Raw genomic sequence first — 15,865 nt, forward strand, 5'->3', positions numbered from 1 at the left:
CTTGCTTACCAGCCCGCGGAGAAGGATGAAACGGCATGGCCGTAGCGATCAGGAGGACGAAGTTTTTCGATGGTTGGAATGTTGACCAAGCGAAACTGATCGATGCGCTGGGCGAGAGCACGTTTGGCCCGGTCCTGCTCGCGACGACCCGGAATCTGTGCGGCGCGGAGCATCTCGCACTCTACGACCTGTGCGAGGACGCGCCGGTAGCGCTTGCTACAGCGAGTCCGTGTGCGGCAGCGACGGCGTCGCAGCAGGCGTCGCTCTATGTCTCCGGCGGCTACTGGCGCTGCGATCCGCTGCTGGCGCAGATCGGCCGGCTTGAGCTGGGTGACCCGGCGATGATTGCCCGGCTCGACCCGGAGCATCTTGCAGCCACCGATCTGCGCGATACCATCTACCGGCCTCATAACGTCGTCGGCCGTCTCGTGCTGGGCGCGCGGCTGCGGTCCGGCCCGGTCGCGCTCAGCCTCATTCGAACGCGGCGACGAGGCCCTTTCTCGCCGGCCGACGCAGTATCGCTGCAAGACGTTGCTTCGGACCTCATCCACCTGCTTGGCAAGCATGTCGCCCTGCGGCGGTCGCTTGGGTCTGCCGCCGCATCGTTGCGCTCGCTGGCCGTCATCGAACGGGAGATCGCGGCATCCAGGCACTGCCTGTCGCGGCGCGAAGCGCAGGTGTCGGCGCGCATCCTGTACGGCATGACGACGGTCGGGATCGCCCTCGATCTGGAAATTGGGCAGGAGAGCGTCGCGACCTATCGTCGGCGCGGCTACGATCGGCTCGGTATCGCGAGCCAGCGCGAACTGTTGCTGTGGTACCTGGACCGGTGGTCTGCGTCGCAAGCCGAGGCGGAAACGGAGCCAGTGTATCGTGCGCGCGCGGATCAGGCGGTCGGCATCCGCAACCATCACCCTTACCGTCACGGGTAGGGCGGGAATCCATCGGAACACCGGAAGGCCAGGCCGGGAGGCTCGCCCAGTTGGGCCCATTTCATGCCGGTTTGACAGCTGGGCCAAAGCGGCACTTCAGAGTCTTTCCGGTTAAGACGGTGCCAGCCCGCTCCCCCGCCCGGCCACCCAAGTCATTGTATAATATGGGTGGCCGGGCGGGGGAGCGGGCTGGCACCGACTCGACGTAAGTCGGAAAGACTCTAGAACTTCGCGCTGAGACGACCGTAATAGAAGCCTCCATCAAGACCGAACGGTGCGAAATTGCCATAGGCGCCGGAGCCGTCGGAGGCGATCAAGCCATTTTTCTGGGGATAGACGTTGAACAGGTTGTTCGCGCCGGCCGATAGTGTGATGCGGTCGGTGATATCGTAGCCCGCCTCCAGGTCCGTGACCCATTTGGCGCCGAAGGTACGGTCGCCGCTGGCCACGGTGCTCGCCTCGGTATATTTTCCGAAGCGGGTGAGGCGAACGAGGGCATGCGCTCGCCCCAGGTTCCAGTCGTCGGTCAGCACCAGCTTGTCGTGCGGCAGGCCGTTCGTCAGGTCGCTTTGTGCCTGGTGCGCGAACAGGACGACGTCGAGGGGGGCAAGGACCGCCGGATTTTGGGCGATGCCCAGGATCTTGGTTGTGTTGTAGCTGTATGCCGCGCTCAGGTGGAATGAGCCGTACCCGCGCGTGCGAAGGGCATAATCCGCTACCGCATCGATCCCGCGCGTGCGGGTGTTCACGCCATTTATGAAGAATTGCGCGCTATTGACCCCGGTAATGCCGTTAGCCAGCAAAATGGCGGTGATCGCGCTGCCCCCGTTTGCTGCCGTGCCAAGGAATTCGGTTTTGATGATACGGTCGTCCACCCGGATCTGATAGGCATCGACCGTCAGGTGCAGATTGCCGTGTTCGTAGGTAAGGCCTGCGGTGTAATTCACGGATTTCTCCGGCTTGAGCGGCTTGGCGCCAAGCGCGATCGCTGCGGCACTATCTACCGGCAAGAACTTCGAGGTGATCGAGGTCGGCGCATTGCCGACGATGGTGGCCGTATTCTGGGTTGTCGAAAAGCCGGTCTGGGCAAGCGACGGGGCGCGGAAGCCGCTGTTGGCGCCGCCCCGGACGGCGAAGCCATGCCCCAGATCGTAGCGGGTCGAGACCTTCCAGCTTGCCGTGTTGCCCGCAGCGTCGGTATAATGCTCGAACCGTCCCGCCGCTCCGACATACCATCGTTCGGTGATGTCCGTCGCAAGATCGATATAGCCGGCATAATTGTTGCGGCTGAGCGAGGCGGCGTCGGCCGGCGACGTGCCCGTGAAAGACACCAGCCCGGGCGAGGGAAATTTGCCGCCGTAGGCATCGCCGAACGGGGTTCCGTCGGCCGGTATCTGATAAAGACCGTTGATGTAGCTATCCGGCTCGCCGGCTTTGCTCTGGAACTTTTCCCAGCGATGCTCGAAGCCGGTCGAGACGGTTAGCGGCTTGGCAAGACCGATATTATAGTCACGCGTGAGGTCGAGATTGTTGACCCATAGCTGCTGGCTCTGCGTGCCCATAAGGAAACTGGTCGGGCTGGTCGGTCCAAGCGAGGGATTGAGCGTGTTTTCGGCGCCCAGCCGGACATGATCCTGCCCGTAAGAGGTGCTCAGGTCCCAGTTCCAGCTGGCCAGTTCACCCTTCGCGCCAAATGTCGTCTGGAAATCTGTTTCGCGGATGCGGCGATAGGCCTGGAATCCGTCCGGATAGATTTGCGGCAGGCTGGAGGAGCCAAGAGTATTGACCGCGCCGCCATAGCCGGTGGGTGACGGATAGTCGGCACCGCGAGCGTCCTTGATGTCGCGATAGCTGAAGGTCGAAAAACTGTAGAGCTTGACTACGTCGCTCACCGGCAGTTCGGCGTTGTAGCTGCTGTTGACGATCTTGTCGCGATTGGAACGGCCGTAGCCGCCGGCGATGAGATGGTTTGCGGTCGCCTCGCGCGGATCGGGCTGGCCGTTCACCAGCGGATAGATGCGGGGGACAGGCTCGGCAGAGCTTTTCGCGCGGTCATGATATTTCGCTTCGACCGCTGCGCGGACGAAGCCGCCATCCGGCCCGAGCGGGACGCCATAGCTCAAGTCGGCCTGGTAGAGAGGCGCCCCCCTGGAATATTGCCGGCCCCCGGTGATCGAGAATTCGCCGCCCTTCGGCGCATTGTCGAGGATGATGTTGATCACGCCCGAGATGGCGTCCGATCCGTATTGCGCGGCGGCTCCGTCGCGCAATACCTCTATATGGCCGATCGCGTTGGTGGGAATGAGATCGAGATCGACCGGCGTCGATCCTCCCGAGATGCGCGAGAGATTGTTGATCAGCGAAGTCGTGTGCCGGCGCTTGCCGTTGATCAGTACGAGCACGTAATCGCCCGACAGCCCCCGGATCGAGATCGGCTTGACGCTGGCCGAGGTGCCGCCGCCGCCCAGCGCCGGCATTTCGAGCGAAGGTATGATGTTGCCGAGGATTTCCTTCAAGCCGGTCCGGCCCGTCGCTCCGAGTTCCCTGGCGTTGATGACGTCGATCGGCACCGGACTGTTGGCAACCGTGCGGGGGTGACCGCGCACCCCGGTGACGACGATGGCTGCGGCGTCGCCGGGGCCCGCCGCCCCGTCCGAGGCCGCATCCGTGCCGGCATCCGCGATCTGCACGGGAGCACCCGCTTGCTGCGCGAGTGCCGGAGAAGCCAGCGCGACGATGGCGACGCCCGCAAGGAGAGAAGGAGACATTATCTTTGCGTTCCCTGAAGATCGGACGCGCGGCATCCTTCGCCCAAGCGGGCGTGACCGACGTCGTGTTGAAGAAAGTGTGCAAGCGGCCTGGCCGCTGCGGTCAAATCCGCTCTTGCATGCAGGTGGTAATAGAAAGTTCCCTTGATCGAGCAGAGGATGGCGCAGCGGTAGGCCACAATACCCTACCAAATCAATAGAGTTTTTATAACCGATTGATGACGGTTTGTTATATAGAGCCAAAAATCCATATAACATATTGTTCGTAATAGATTTTGATAGAGATTAGCTGCGCCATGAAACCGGCGTCGCGACACAGGTTGCGCATCCTGATTGAGAAGTCAGCGGCATGCCCCGTGCAACGGCAATGAGATTCGCTGCGACGGAAGTTTCATCGTGGCGTTCCAGCCACACTCAATCAGCACTGACCGCGCCGCTACGATCTGGTACTTCTGGAAGATGCGACACCACTCGACCTAATACCGTTTTGTCGCGGCCCGGGCAGGTGTCTGAACCTGGGCCATTGCAGACGATGCTCCCAGGCAATGCAAGGGCCATGACCGGCGGATGATATTCGGCATCGCATTGCCCTCCACGAAGTGTGGAAATTCGCATTTCGTTCAACGTTACATCGCAACGATCCGCAACGCGCCGCTTGGGGAACCATGTCCCCCGGCTCAGGCCGACTTCAGCCATGGTTCAATATGTGAAACCAACTTTGAAGAACACGGTGCGAGGCGGATTTTGGGCACCTTGCAACAGCAATGTGCCGGCGTACGGACCTGCCTTGATCGCGGCGCCGATCGGGGTCAGCGTCGAGTAATAGAAGGAGTTGGTCAAGTTACGCGCCGTCAGCGTAAAGTTCCAGCGCTGGTCGCTGGTTTCGAAGCTCGCAAAAGCATTGGCAAAGCCATGTGCGGCGATGCGATATTGAGGGTTGTTGATGGTGTCGGAAAAGAACGATGTCTCGTAACTGCCACTGCCGCCCAGCTTCAGCGTCCCGTAGCGGTCCACGGGGATCGACCAGGCCACCGACGCGAAATATTGCAACTGCGGCTGGCCCGAGAACTGCTTGCCGGTATAATTGTAGGCAGGGACAGTGCCATAGGATGGCGCCGAATAGTTATCATACCGCGTCTGCAAATACGAAATGTTGAAGGCCAGGGACAGGTTGTGCGTGGGCTGGGCGGATGTTTCAAGTTCAAAACCATCGGTGTGCGCCGAAGGTGCGTTGCCGCGCGTACTTACGTAAGTGCCCGAAATGGGGCTATACGCAGAAACCGCGGTTTGCAGATTGATGTAATCATTATAAAATCCTGTCGCATTGATGCGCAGGCGATGGTCGAACCAGTCTGTCTTGAATCCACCCTCATAGGTATTCACGCTTTCCGGACTATAGGGCAATGTCGTGGCCAGAGCCAGTGCGCGATTGTTGAAACCGCCGGCATCGAAGCCCTTGGCATAGTCGGCAAAGAAAAACGCCGTTGGCGTGATCTGGTATGAAATCCCTCCCTTTGGGGTAAAGGCCCGCCAGGTTTTGACGTTAGGAATGGAGGAATTGTTGAAATTTACCTGAGAAGCAGAAACATTCACGCCTAAACCGGGGATTGCCCCGCCGGTAAGAACTTGCGGGTAAAGAAGCGGATCGATAGCATTTCCGGACAGATTGTCGTTGACGCCGGTAAACGCAAAGGCTCGATGCTCGATTATATAACGGCCGCCGGCAGTGATCGTCAGCTTGTCGGTCAGATGATAATTGCCCTGCAAATAAGCTGAATAGTTGCGGGTAACGGTATCACCGATCTGATCGAAGGGGGCGGCTGGCAGGGCGGTGTTCGACTGGGGAAGGCCGGTGACATAGCCGATACGGTTGCTGGAAAAATTCTCGAACAGATAATACAGCCCACCCGTGAAATCGAACCGGTTCCAATTGCCCTGCAACTGGAATTCCTGGGTAAACTGGTGCTGGCGATAGGTGATGTAATTGTCGGAAATATCCACCGGCAAAGGTTGCGCCGCATCATAGGGAATTTGGTTCTGGCCATCGTTGTTATAGTTGACCGGGGCCTGGTTGAAGGCACGCAGCGCGCTGATCGAATGCAGGGACAGATGGGGATCGAGAATATAGTCGATCCGCGCGGTTATGCCGCCGGCGTGCGACCGGTTGATCCCCGGTCGCCCGGCATAGCTGACATTGGGCCGATAGCCAGCCAGCGACGTCGGGCTATACAGCGTACCACCAGTGATCGCGCCCAGGCCTGACAGCGCCGGGTTCGCCGCGTTATAGGTCGTCGGCGTATACTGGGCGGCCTGGGAATGGTCGATGGTTCCATCTGCCGACAGGGTGACTTTCAGCTTCGTGGCCGGCGTGAACACCAGCTTGACGCGACCGCCGGTGGTGTTCTGATTATTGACATGATCCTGTTGCGACGGGTTCCAGGTGTAGCCGTCATGCTGGTCGTGGGCGACGGCGATGCTGGCGTCCAGCAGGCCGGGGACCAAGGCTCCAGCGAGATACCCATGCGCATTTACGGTGTTATAATTGCCATAGCCGACATCGCTGCCGGCTTCCAGTTTGTCGGTCGGCGTGCGGGTGACATAGCGGATCGCACCGCCGGACGAATTTGCACCGAACAGCGTTCCCTGCGGGCCGCGCAATACTTCAACCCGCTCGACATCGGTCAGGTCAGTCATGCCGTTGATCGCGCGCGCCAGATAGACGTCGTCGAGGTAGACCCCGACAGTGGGGTCGAAGATCGGATCGCTGTTGCCGATGCCGCGAATGAAGAAGGTGTTGGTCAGCGGGGTGATCCCCGATGGAGCGGTGTAGAGACCCGGAACCTGCCCGGCCAGGTCTCGCGTCGTAATTACATTCTGCGTTCGCCTGAACTCCTCGCCGATTACGCTGACCGCAACGGGGGTGGACTGGAGCCTGGTCTCCTTGCGAGTGGCCGTGACGACGATATCGCCGATAGTGGGAGAACTGCTTTCGGGGAATGCGGTGCCGGCCGTCGCGGCATCGTCCGCGCTGTCGGCCAGCGCAGCGCTGCTCCAGGCGGTGCTGGCGAGAAGCAGGCCCACAGCGAGGCGCGAAGCGGCACGGTTCGCTGCGATGGGAAGGTTCATGAACGTCAATGCATTACCCCTTTAATCGATTACGGCCGCGCCTGCCTCGCGGCGGGCGTAATCGCTGAAGGGGTCATAAGGATCGCCGATGCCGACGTCCTATGATTTCTCTACCAATTTAATTGAGATACGCTGATGACGTTTGCGTCGCGTCGGACATCACTCGTATTTCAGAAGCTGCGAGCCACGAACCAGAAGGTGCCCAGCCCGATCAGGCCCGCGGCCGCGACATCGCCGACGATGGGCCTGGGCAGCGCCCACGAGCGACGGACCAGGAATGCCGTTACCGCCGTCAGCGCGATGACCAGGGTGAGCTGGCCGATCTCGACGCCGAGATTGAAACCCAACAGCAGTTCGGCAAGCCGGCCTGCCGGTAATTTGCTTTCCAGCAGATCGGCGGCGAAGCCAAAGCCGTGGATCAGCCCGAAAACCAGGGTGACGACCAGCCGCACCCGCCCGGCATCGCGCAGATGCCCGGACACCAGCAGATAGTTGGTGGAAAACAGGCCGGCGCCGAGCAGCAGGAACGGCGGCAGCAAGCCGAAGCCGGCCAGCCGCAGACCGGTCATCAGCAGCAGCGCACCGCCTGTCCACAGTGCGACGAGGCCGGGCCGCCGCGTCGCCGAGGCGACATTCTCCACCCCGATCAGTGCAATGGTCAGCGCGACCAGAGCGTCGATATATTCCGCATGGGGGCGGATGACGCCGGTGACGGCCAGCGCCAGCGTCAGGCTGTGCCCGATCGTGAAGCCGGTGACGACGAAGACCAGGTCGCGCAGGCGCCTGGAGATAAGCACCAGCCCGACCAGGAACGACATGTGATCCACGCCGGTGAAAATGTGCATCACGCCCATGGCGACGAACTGCAGAAAGCCTGCATCCTGCAGGCGGTGCTGCGAGGCCGGCCCGGAAATGACGATGGACGGCGCATCCCGCGTCAGCAACTGCTCGAAGAAATCACCCTGCACGGTCTGGATTTGGGCAAAATTGGTATGGCTGGAAACGAGATCGACGAACGCCGTCGAATGGAGCGCCATGTCGCGTTTATCGGCGCAAAGAAAGGATAGTTCGATACGGCGGAAACCGGCGGACGCGGCGACGGCGCGCGGCGGCGTGGTGACCGGGCAGGGCTGTCCATGCGACTCGACGCCGATTTTAGGTACAAGATAGGCGATCAGCCGGGCATCGTCGGGTGCGTGGCCATCGGCGGTCAGCCGCGCCGCCTCGAGGTCCGGCACGGTGAAGCCGACATGCACGGATGGGCCATCGATCAACCAGGCGCTGTGCGACTGGCTGCGCGTGTGCGCCGCGGCGGTGCCGGCTAGCGCCAGACACGCCAGCGCAACCTGGGCAATGCGCCGCATCACCGCCGCCCGCCGCATCAGCGCATATCCGACGCGACCAGGACATCTGCCCGGCCGCGAAGAAAACGGGCATTGGCCGCTTCCACCGCTGCCAGCCGGTCGCGCGCATAATCCTCGCGTACCCGGTCCAGCGCCTGTCCATAAGCCTGCGCGACCGGCGGCTGGTTGTCGGTCATCACCAGGATGCTGGTACCCTGCGGTGCGGGAACGGGATCGGAGACCGCACCGGATTTCAAGGCACGGGCAATGGCGAACAGCCGGGGCCCAAGGTGCAGGGCGGCAGCAAAATAATATTCCTCGCCATCATCGACCTTGCCGGTGGAACGAAGCCTGTGGGAAACCACCACCTGATCGAGCGGCTGCCCCGCCCGGATTGCGGTGACCGCAGCCACCGCCTGCGAGCCCGCGCCGGACGGCAGCACGAACCAGCGCAGGTTCATCCGACCTTCGCTGGCATAGCGAGCGCGGTGGACGGCGTAGTAGCGTTGCAGCTCCGCTTCGGTGGGTACGCTGGCCAGCACATCGGTCGCCAGCTGTCCGCGCATTGCCGCGACCATGGCACTGCGCGTATCGGTGTCGTCGGTTGCCATGCCAAGCTCGACTCCGCGCTGCACCGCCAACTCCTCGGCGACCATGTCGCCCAGAACCGCCCTTTTTTGCGCAGGCGTGGCCTGGCCGGGTGAAATTTCGTCGAGGGCGCGAAGTTGCGAGATGAAATCGACCCGCAGGATCGGCACGCCGTTGACGACGGCGACATCTTCGGGCGGGACGGACGCGGTGCGCGTGCCTTGCGCGGTAAACAGGCCGAAGCCCGCTATGACCAGGCCAACCAGCGCTCCTGTCGCCGCCAGGAGCAGGGAACGCCGCGTATCGGGCCGGGCCAGGTTCCAGTTTTCGTTGCTTGCGGGTTCATGGATCACGACGCATCCTTTCGAACAGATCGGGAGGCGGAGTGTGACAGCGATGCTGCATAGACGGCCACGGCCCGGATCTCGGCAGCCGACAGGCGATCGGCAAAGGCCGGGCTGACACCCTTGCGACCCTGCTCGATGGTCTGCCGAAGGACGGCTGCGGAGCCGCCATACAGCGTTATGGCATCGCGCAGGTTGGGCGCGCCGATTGCGCTGTCCCCGCGGGCGTCGGGCCCATGGCAATCCCAGCACCCCGCTTTGGTGAAAACGGCATGGCCCCGCGCTACGGCCTGGGGATTCGCCTGAAGGCCCTCGTAGGACACAAGCAGTTGCACGACGTCGTCGACTTCCCCGGGGGTAAGCGTCGGAAGCGGCTCGGCGGCGTAGGGATGAAGGCTGGCATAGGCCGGCATGCTGGCAAGATTCCAGCCTTTCGGATTGCGCGAGCGGATGCCGTAGCGGACGATCGCTTCGATCTCGGAGACTTGCCCTTCTCCGTAAAGCCATTCGTGATCGGTCAGGTCTGGTACGCCGGCTCCGCCCCGGTCGTCCGCGCCTCGACCATCCGGGCCATGGCAGCCCGCGCAGTGTCGAAGGAACACCGCGCGCCCTTGATCCAGCGCCGCGCGACGCAGGTCGGGCTGGTTGAGGACCGTGTCCGGATCCGCGCGCAGGAGGCGTGCTTCGCGCGAGCGATGATGGACCAGTACGACCGCGAGCAGCAGCAGGACGACCAGAGCCGCGGCAGCGATCGGAATCGGACGAAAGGCGTGCCATACGAGCGTTTGGCGCCTGGTCGGCCCTGACCGCTTTCCCGTCAACTGCGCACTCTCCGTCTGCCGCGAAATCCAGCGGGGAGCCGCGCTCGCCTACACGTAGATACATGTACACGGAAAACGCGACATGACCGCCTTGGTGCGGTTGTCCGACGTTTGGTGCGCCTTCTCCAATGAGTTGTTCATGGTCCCTTATTAGAAAAAGTTGCTGCAACTCCATGGCGTAAACCTGTTAGTCGATGGTTCTGGTCACTTGCGGTCAATCGGCAGTGGGCAAGACCGATAAGCTTAACAAAATCGAATATTTATACGGCGAATGAATCTATGAGAAAAACTCATCGATCAACCTTGACGGGTGTGATGCTGGCGGTGTGGTCGATGGTCCCGGCAGGCGCCGCCTGGTCGCAGGGCGATCCGCCGGGCGCGGCAACGTTCGCCAACCCTGCGCCCGGCGCGGCCGACTGGTCGGCCATCGCCCGCTTGCCGGACCTGAGCGGCATCTGGACGCCGGGGCCGATCGACAAGTTTGAGGCGGGCAGCACCACCGCCCCTCCCTGGAAGCCCGAGATCGCCAGGCAGGTCGAAGCGCTGAAGAAACTTGAGGCTGAAGGGCGACCGCAGAACATCTATATCGACTGCCTGCCCGAGGGCCTGCCGAGTTCTGTCACGCAGACGCTCAATTCGGTCGAGTTCCTGGTGACGCCGGGACGCGTGACGATCCTGGGCGAGTTCGACGGCAACCGGCTGCGCCGCATCTGGACCGATGGGCGCGGCCACCCGGCGGACCCCGATCCGACCTTCAGCGGCCATTCAATCGGCCGTTGGGAAGGTAATACACTGGTGGTCGACACGATCGGCTTCCTGCCCGAAGTGTGGATTCCCATGGGGCAAGGCGTCGGCATTCCCAACGATGGCGACATGCACGTTACCGAACGGATCACCCTGATCGATGCCAGGACCCTGCGCGACGATATCGTAGTTACCGCGCCCAAAGTACTGGCCGCCCCATGGCAGGCGTCGCGCACCTTCACGCGTCATCGCGAGCGCAATTATGATTTCGTCGAATCCTCCTGCCGCCAGGGAGATTTCATCGAGGACACGGACGCCAACGGCAACGCGGTGTTCAAGCCGATCCCGAAAGACGCTGGCGGCGCTCGCCTGCCGCCTGACCAACCCAATCCCAGCCCCAGGGGCCATTAACCATGCGACCTTATTTTCTCGCGGCCTTGATCGGCCTTGCCACCGTGACAACCACGGCATCCGCGCATCACAGTTTTGCCATGTTCGATCCCAGCAAGCCGATGACCTTCGATGGCACCGTCAAGACATTGCAATGGACCGCGCCGCACGCGATCGTGTGGATCGAGGCGGACAAGGTCGGTCCATACGATGCCGGACTGTGGTCGCTTGAACTACCCACCAGTCCGGGCAATCTCAGCAAGATGGGCTGGTCGCGCACCACGCTTGTGGCGGGTGACAAGATCCGGGTCGATATCGACCCGATCCGCGACGGCCGGCGCGCGGGTCGCTTCAAAAGGGCGGTCATTCTTGCCAACGGCAAGATCCTGGCCGTAGGCGCGGTCCCGGGCGCGGGCCCAACCGGCAAATGAGGAACACAGACCTGCGCACGACCATCCTGGGCCTGACCATGGGCGCGATGCTGGCGTTGCCGCCGGGCCTGGCTGGTGCCCAACCCGCACCACCGCACGAAATCCTCGATCTGGCGCCACGCTCCGCGCAATGGGCGGCGCTGGCCAATTTGCCCGACTGGAGCGGAACCTGGTCGCCGGACGTCACGGACCAGAATGCCCAGATCAAGACCAACCCGGTCCCATGGAAACCCGAAATCCAGGAGCAGGTCGATCACTGGGTGGCCGAAGAACAGGCCGGACGACCGAACGGCTTGCTGCTCAACTGCCTGCCGCACGGCATGCCGGGCCTGATCCTGATTACCCACAACGCCCAGGAAATCCTGTTCACGCCCGGTCGCGTTACCCTGCTGGGCGAATCCGACGGCAACCGGCTACGCCGTATATGGACCGACGGGCGTGACCATTCCCCCGATCCGGACCCCAGCTTCCACGGCGAATCGATCGGCCATTGGGAAGGCGATACGCTGGTCGTCGACACCATCGGCATCCTGCCGGAAGTTTTTCTGGCGGTCAGCGAGTCGGTCGGCATTCCCAATGGCGGCGACATGCATATCGGCGAGCGCATCCACCTGATCGCAGCCGATACGCTGGCCTTCGATCTCACCATCTACGCGCCGCACATCCTCACCCGCCCGTGGACCACCCGGCGTCTGTTCCATCGCAAGCGGCAGCGCAGCTTTGCCATTTCCGAGGGCGTGTGCCGCCAGGGCGACTTCCAGGACGGCAAGGATCAGTGGGGCAATGCCATTTTCGAACCCAACTATCAGCATGACGGCAATGTCCTGCCGCCCCCGAGCAAATGAGATCACCCATGCGCCTGTTTCGATCTGCTGCAATCACGACGCTTGCCGCCGTTGGCATGTCGTCGCCGGTGCTCGCTCACCACAGCTTTGCGATGTTCGATCCGGGCAAAGTGATCACGCTCAATGGCACGGTAAAGGAGTTCCGCTGGGTCAATCCGCACGTCTCGCTATTCGTGCTCGCGGATCATGCCGGGGCGCCCGAGTTATGGGCGGTCGAGCTTACCAGCCCAGGCAATCTCACCCGGCTGGGCTGGAGTCGCCGATCGCTAAATCCCGGCGACAAGATCGTTGTCCAGGTCAATCCGCTGCGCAATGGCGAGAAGGGCGGCGGCTTCCGCAAGGCAACCCTGGTCGCCAGCGGCCAGGTGCTGGAGGCCCGGCTGATCGATATCGAGAAGAACGGCGAGAAGTGAGCACCGGCGCTCATAGCTCGATGATATTTCCCAGGCCCGCGTTCGGCCCTCGGCGTTTTTGCCCGCAGAGCGGGAACCGGGCCAAGCCGGCCACCCTGTCCTTAGTCTGAGCCCAGCAATGTCCTATCTGCTTATTTTTGCCACCTGGCTGTCGAAATGCGGTCTCACTTCGCTGGTGACCCGGGATGCCTGGCTGGTTCCGGCCTTGCAGGTGGTCCATATCCTGGCGATCGCCGCTATCATCATCGTCGCGGTGGTAATCAATCTTCGTGTCCTGGGGCTGGTCGAACGACAATATCCGCTTCGTGAAGTGGTCAGCCGCTACTTTCCGATTATCTGGATCGCGCTGGGCATTCTTGCCGTCACCGGCGCCTTGCTGATTGCCAGCGAGCCCTACCGGGCGCTGTTCCGCACCGCGTTCTGGGTGAAGATGGGGTTGATCGTCATAGCGGTGGCTGCGACCGCCGCCTCACGCGGCCGCTTCGCCAGGCTGGCCCATGTCGCGAAGACGGGGTGGCCGGTCGATGGCGGGATTCGCCGGTTCCTGGCGGTGTTGGCGCTGCTGGCCTGGGCCGGGGTGATCTTCTTCGGGCGCTGGATCGCTTACGCCGATCCCTGGCCCGGCGCTCCCGGCTGACTTTTTCCCTCGGAGACGACATGTCCATTGATTCTCTGGCGCAACGCCTGTCCGCCACCCCGCTCGCCGAGACGCTCACCGATTCCAACTGGCTGTTCGGGACACTCGAAGCAGTCCATGTGCTCGCGCTGTCGCTTGTCCTGGGCTCGATCGCCTTCGTCGATGTACAATTGATCGGGCTTGGCCTGCGCGACCGACCCCCCCGCGAGACCATTGCCCGCATGTTGCCGATCACCTGGGCGGGCTTTGCCCTGGCGGCGACGACCGGCACCTTGATGATCTTTGCCAATCCCATCGGATATTTCACCAACACCTTCTTCCGCATCAAGCTGGCTTTGCTCGTGGCGGCCGGCCTGAACGTGCTGGCGTTTCACTTCGGGGCAGTGCGCCGGCTGGACCAGCCCCGGTCGCTGGCGCCCCGCATATCGGGCGCATTGTCGCTGACGATCTGGTTAAGCGTGGTGGTTTGCGGACGCTGGATCGGCTTCACCATCTGAGTGCGCGGTAAACGGAGGCGCATTTCACAAGTGGAATGTCGCACCAACCTGCAAGCTGCTGCTTTGCAGCTTGCCCGAACTCTCGTTGCCGCTCGACAGGCGCAGCTTGAGAGTGGGAACTTCAAAAAAGCGATACTTCAGGGTCAGGTCGATCCGGTCGGTGATCGCCCGGCGCACCCCGAGCAGCCCTTGCCAGGCAAAGGCGGTGGCATTGTCGTTGCTGAAATAGGTGGGGATGGCAACCGACTTGTCGGTATTGGTGCCCGCGGTGGCAGTCGTCCCGATCACTAACGGCGCGCTGCCCCCGGCGAGCGTCCACTCGCCTGAACTGATCCGGGCCAGACCGACGCCGCCGCCGACGAAACCACGCCATGCTGCGCCTCTCCGGCCGAGATTTATAATTCCGTTGAACAACACCGACAAAACTCCGGTCCTGCCGCCCCCATCATAAACGCCCGCGGCGTGCTGCTGTCCGGTCACTTCGATCGGGACGGTCGCATTGTTGTAATTGATCGCGCCGATGCCATACCGCTTGAAGCCGGCCTCGATCTCGGCGCTGAACAGGCCGAGGTCATACCCTGCCACGCCATCGATATCCCACCCGGTTTTCTGGTGGACGGCGAGCGCGTTCGGCACCGAGGACGCGCCGGGATTGGCCACGCTATTCGTGGTGGCGGCATTGAAGGCCAACGGCAGCATAGCGCCGGCGTCCAGCCCAAGGTAATAGCCGTTGCCGTTGCCGCCAGTGCTCGCACTTTCGACCTGGCTCGGGACGCCATCGTGGTGGCTGTTCAACGCGACCTGCGCGGCCAGGCTGAACGTGCGCGGTTCGCCTGCCGAAATGCCGGTGCCAGTGGAGTTTGGCACCCAATAGTGCTTGTCCGTCAGGTTCTGGACATTGGCGCGCAATGTCACCGAATGGCCGGTCAGATCAAAGGCATAGGAGGCGCCGAGATCGCCGACCGTATTGCCGGGATAGACAAAGGCGTTGATCGTATTGGTGGCCGCGCCGCCAAGGGCGTTGCCGGAATGGCGGATGCCACCCACCACCGATGTTCCGGGCAGGAAGGGCAACGCATACTCCACCTGCGCCGAGGCCTGGAACGAGGTTGTGCCGGGAATACGCTCGCCGATCAGCGCGGGCTTGCCCGAAACCTGCTTGGCATCGAGGTAGGACACCGATCCGCTCACATACAGGCCGGCGACCGGCTTGAGCCCGGCGTTGAACTCGATGCCCTGATAGCGGGCATTACCGTCACGCACGAAATTATTGGTGCCGTCGACATATTCCGATGGCTGGACGATGCGGAATACGGCCAGACTGGCGTTGCCCCAACGCCCTGCCGATTTGAGCCCGGCCTCGTATTGGTGCGCGTTGAGCGGCCCGAAGGAAGCACCGGAATTGGTCGCGGTGGCCGGTGCGATCGCGCCATCCTGAAGCGCCTGAACATAGCTGACATAGGCCCGGATCGCACCAGGCAGCTTCAGCGTGACCGCATAAATCGGCGTGAACGGGCGAAATCTGAAGGTGGAAATGGCGCTGCCGTCGGGGTTGGTATTAAATTCATCGTAATGCGTGTACCGCACGCCCACCAGCACGGAGAGGGGGCCATAGCTCGCGGTGTCGCTGATATAGGCAGCGCGTTGGTGGATTTCCTGATACGGCGTATAAACCGGTGGGCGGTTGTTGTACTGCGCCGCCGCGTTGCCAATTATGGTCGGCTGATTGTTCTGGTCGTAGATATTGAAGACATAGGCGTTGGTGGTGCTTTGTACGGCCGGTGTCGAATTGTTGGCAGAGCCGAGTACGAAGTTGCGTGTCGGATTGTCGTAAAGAAACTGATCGGTCAGCGATGATAGACCAGCGACAATCTCATGATCGATCGGGCCGGTAGCGAACTTGCCTGCGATGGTCGCATCGATGACATAGTCTTTGAACAGTCGGTTCATATTGTAGACGGTGGAATAATAGTCGCCTTTGTTGTC

At 62.1% G+C, this 15,865-nt stretch carries 13 protein-coding genes; 7 read left to right on the forward strand and 6 right to left on the reverse strand.

Annotated features, from left to right (window positions below):
* The first annotated feature begins 35 nt into the window (after positions 1–35).
* Positions 36–932, forward strand: coding sequence for a LuxR C-terminal-related transcriptional regulator (locus tag ACFE7D_RS05360; protein ID WP_375394399.1), 897 nt, complete (start codon positions 36–38; stop codon positions 930–932).
* Between the two features lie 221 nt (positions 933–1,153).
* Here the strand turns inward: ACFE7D_RS05360 and ACFE7D_RS05365 are convergent, their stop codons facing one another.
* The 5 genes from ACFE7D_RS05365 to ACFE7D_RS05385 form a co-directional block, all read right to left on the reverse strand.
* The gene (locus ACFE7D_RS05365; RefSeq protein WP_375394400.1) at positions 1,154–3,958 is read right to left on the reverse strand and encodes a TonB-dependent receptor plug domain-containing protein; all 2,805 of its coding nucleotides are present in this window, start codon (positions 3,956–3,958) and stop codon (positions 1,154–1,156) included.
* 441 nt (positions 3,959–4,399) lie between these two features.
* Positions 4,400–6,826: a TonB-dependent receptor gene (locus ACFE7D_RS05370; RefSeq protein WP_375394401.1), complete on the reverse strand. Its 2,427-nt coding sequence runs from the start codon at positions 6,824–6,826 to the stop codon at positions 4,400–4,402.
* A gap of 170 nt (positions 6,827–6,996) precedes the next feature.
* Entirely contained in the window at positions 6,997–8,208 is a 1,212-nt protein-coding gene (locus ACFE7D_RS05375) for a HupE/UreJ family protein (RefSeq protein WP_375394402.1), read from the reverse strand.
* The gene (locus ACFE7D_RS05380; RefSeq protein WP_375394403.1) at positions 8,208–9,110 is read right to left on the reverse strand and encodes a peptidylprolyl isomerase; all 903 of its coding nucleotides are present in this window, start codon (positions 9,108–9,110) and stop codon (positions 8,208–8,210) included. Before ACFE7D_RS05380 ends, ACFE7D_RS05375 begins: the two co-directional genes overlap by 1 nt.
* The gene (locus ACFE7D_RS05385; protein WP_375394404.1) at positions 9,107–9,922 is read right to left on the reverse strand and encodes a c-type cytochrome; all 816 of its coding nucleotides are present in this window, start codon (positions 9,920–9,922) and stop codon (positions 9,107–9,109) included. Before ACFE7D_RS05385 ends, ACFE7D_RS05380 begins: the two co-directional genes overlap by 4 nt.
* 315 nt (positions 9,923–10,237) lie before the next feature.
* Here ACFE7D_RS05385 and ACFE7D_RS05390 point away from each other — a divergent pair, with 315 nt between their 5' ends.
* The 6 genes from ACFE7D_RS05390 (at position 10,238) to ACFE7D_RS05415 (ending at position 13,879) form a co-directional block, all read left to right on the forward strand.
* Positions 10,238–11,077 carry a hypothetical protein gene (locus tag ACFE7D_RS05390; RefSeq protein ID WP_375394405.1) on the forward strand — a complete coding sequence of 280 codons (840 nt, stop codon included), beginning with the start codon at positions 10,238–10,240 and terminating at the stop codon, positions 11,075–11,077.
* A 26-nt stretch (positions 11,078–11,103) separates the two neighbouring features.
* Positions 11,104–11,487 (forward strand): DUF6152 family protein, encoded by a 384-nt coding sequence (locus ACFE7D_RS05395; RefSeq protein ID WP_375394406.1) that lies wholly within the window; start codon positions 11,104–11,106, stop codon positions 11,485–11,487.
* 38 nt (positions 11,488–11,525) lie between these two features.
* Entirely contained in the window at positions 11,526–12,332 is an 807-nt protein-coding gene (locus ACFE7D_RS05400) for a hypothetical protein (RefSeq protein WP_375394407.1), read from the forward strand.
* 8 nt (positions 12,333–12,340) lie between these two features.
* The gene (locus ACFE7D_RS05405; RefSeq protein ID WP_375394408.1) at positions 12,341–12,745 is read left to right on the forward strand and encodes a DUF6152 family protein; all 405 of its coding nucleotides are present in this window, start codon (positions 12,341–12,343) and stop codon (positions 12,743–12,745) included.
* A 118-nt stretch (positions 12,746–12,863) separates the two neighbouring features.
* Positions 12,864–13,382, forward strand: a complete 519-nt coding sequence (locus tag ACFE7D_RS05410; RefSeq protein ID WP_375394409.1) for a DUF6644 family protein — start codon at positions 12,864–12,866, stop codon at positions 13,380–13,382.
* A 20-nt stretch (positions 13,383–13,402) separates the two neighbouring features.
* Entirely contained in the window at positions 13,403–13,879 is a 477-nt protein-coding gene (locus ACFE7D_RS05415) for a DUF6644 family protein (protein ID WP_375394410.1), read from the forward strand.
* A 24-nt stretch (positions 13,880–13,903) separates the two neighbouring features.
* Here ACFE7D_RS05415 and ACFE7D_RS05420 read toward each other — a convergent pair.
* On the reverse strand, positions 13,904–15,865 hold a 1,962-nt coding region (locus ACFE7D_RS05420), incomplete at its 5' end, for a TonB-dependent receptor domain-containing protein (RefSeq protein ID WP_375394411.1).

This window comes from uncultured Sphingomonas sp. (assembly GCF_964244235.1).
Taxonomy (GTDB): Bacteria; Pseudomonadota; Alphaproteobacteria; order Sphingomonadales; family Sphingomonadaceae; genus Sphingomonas.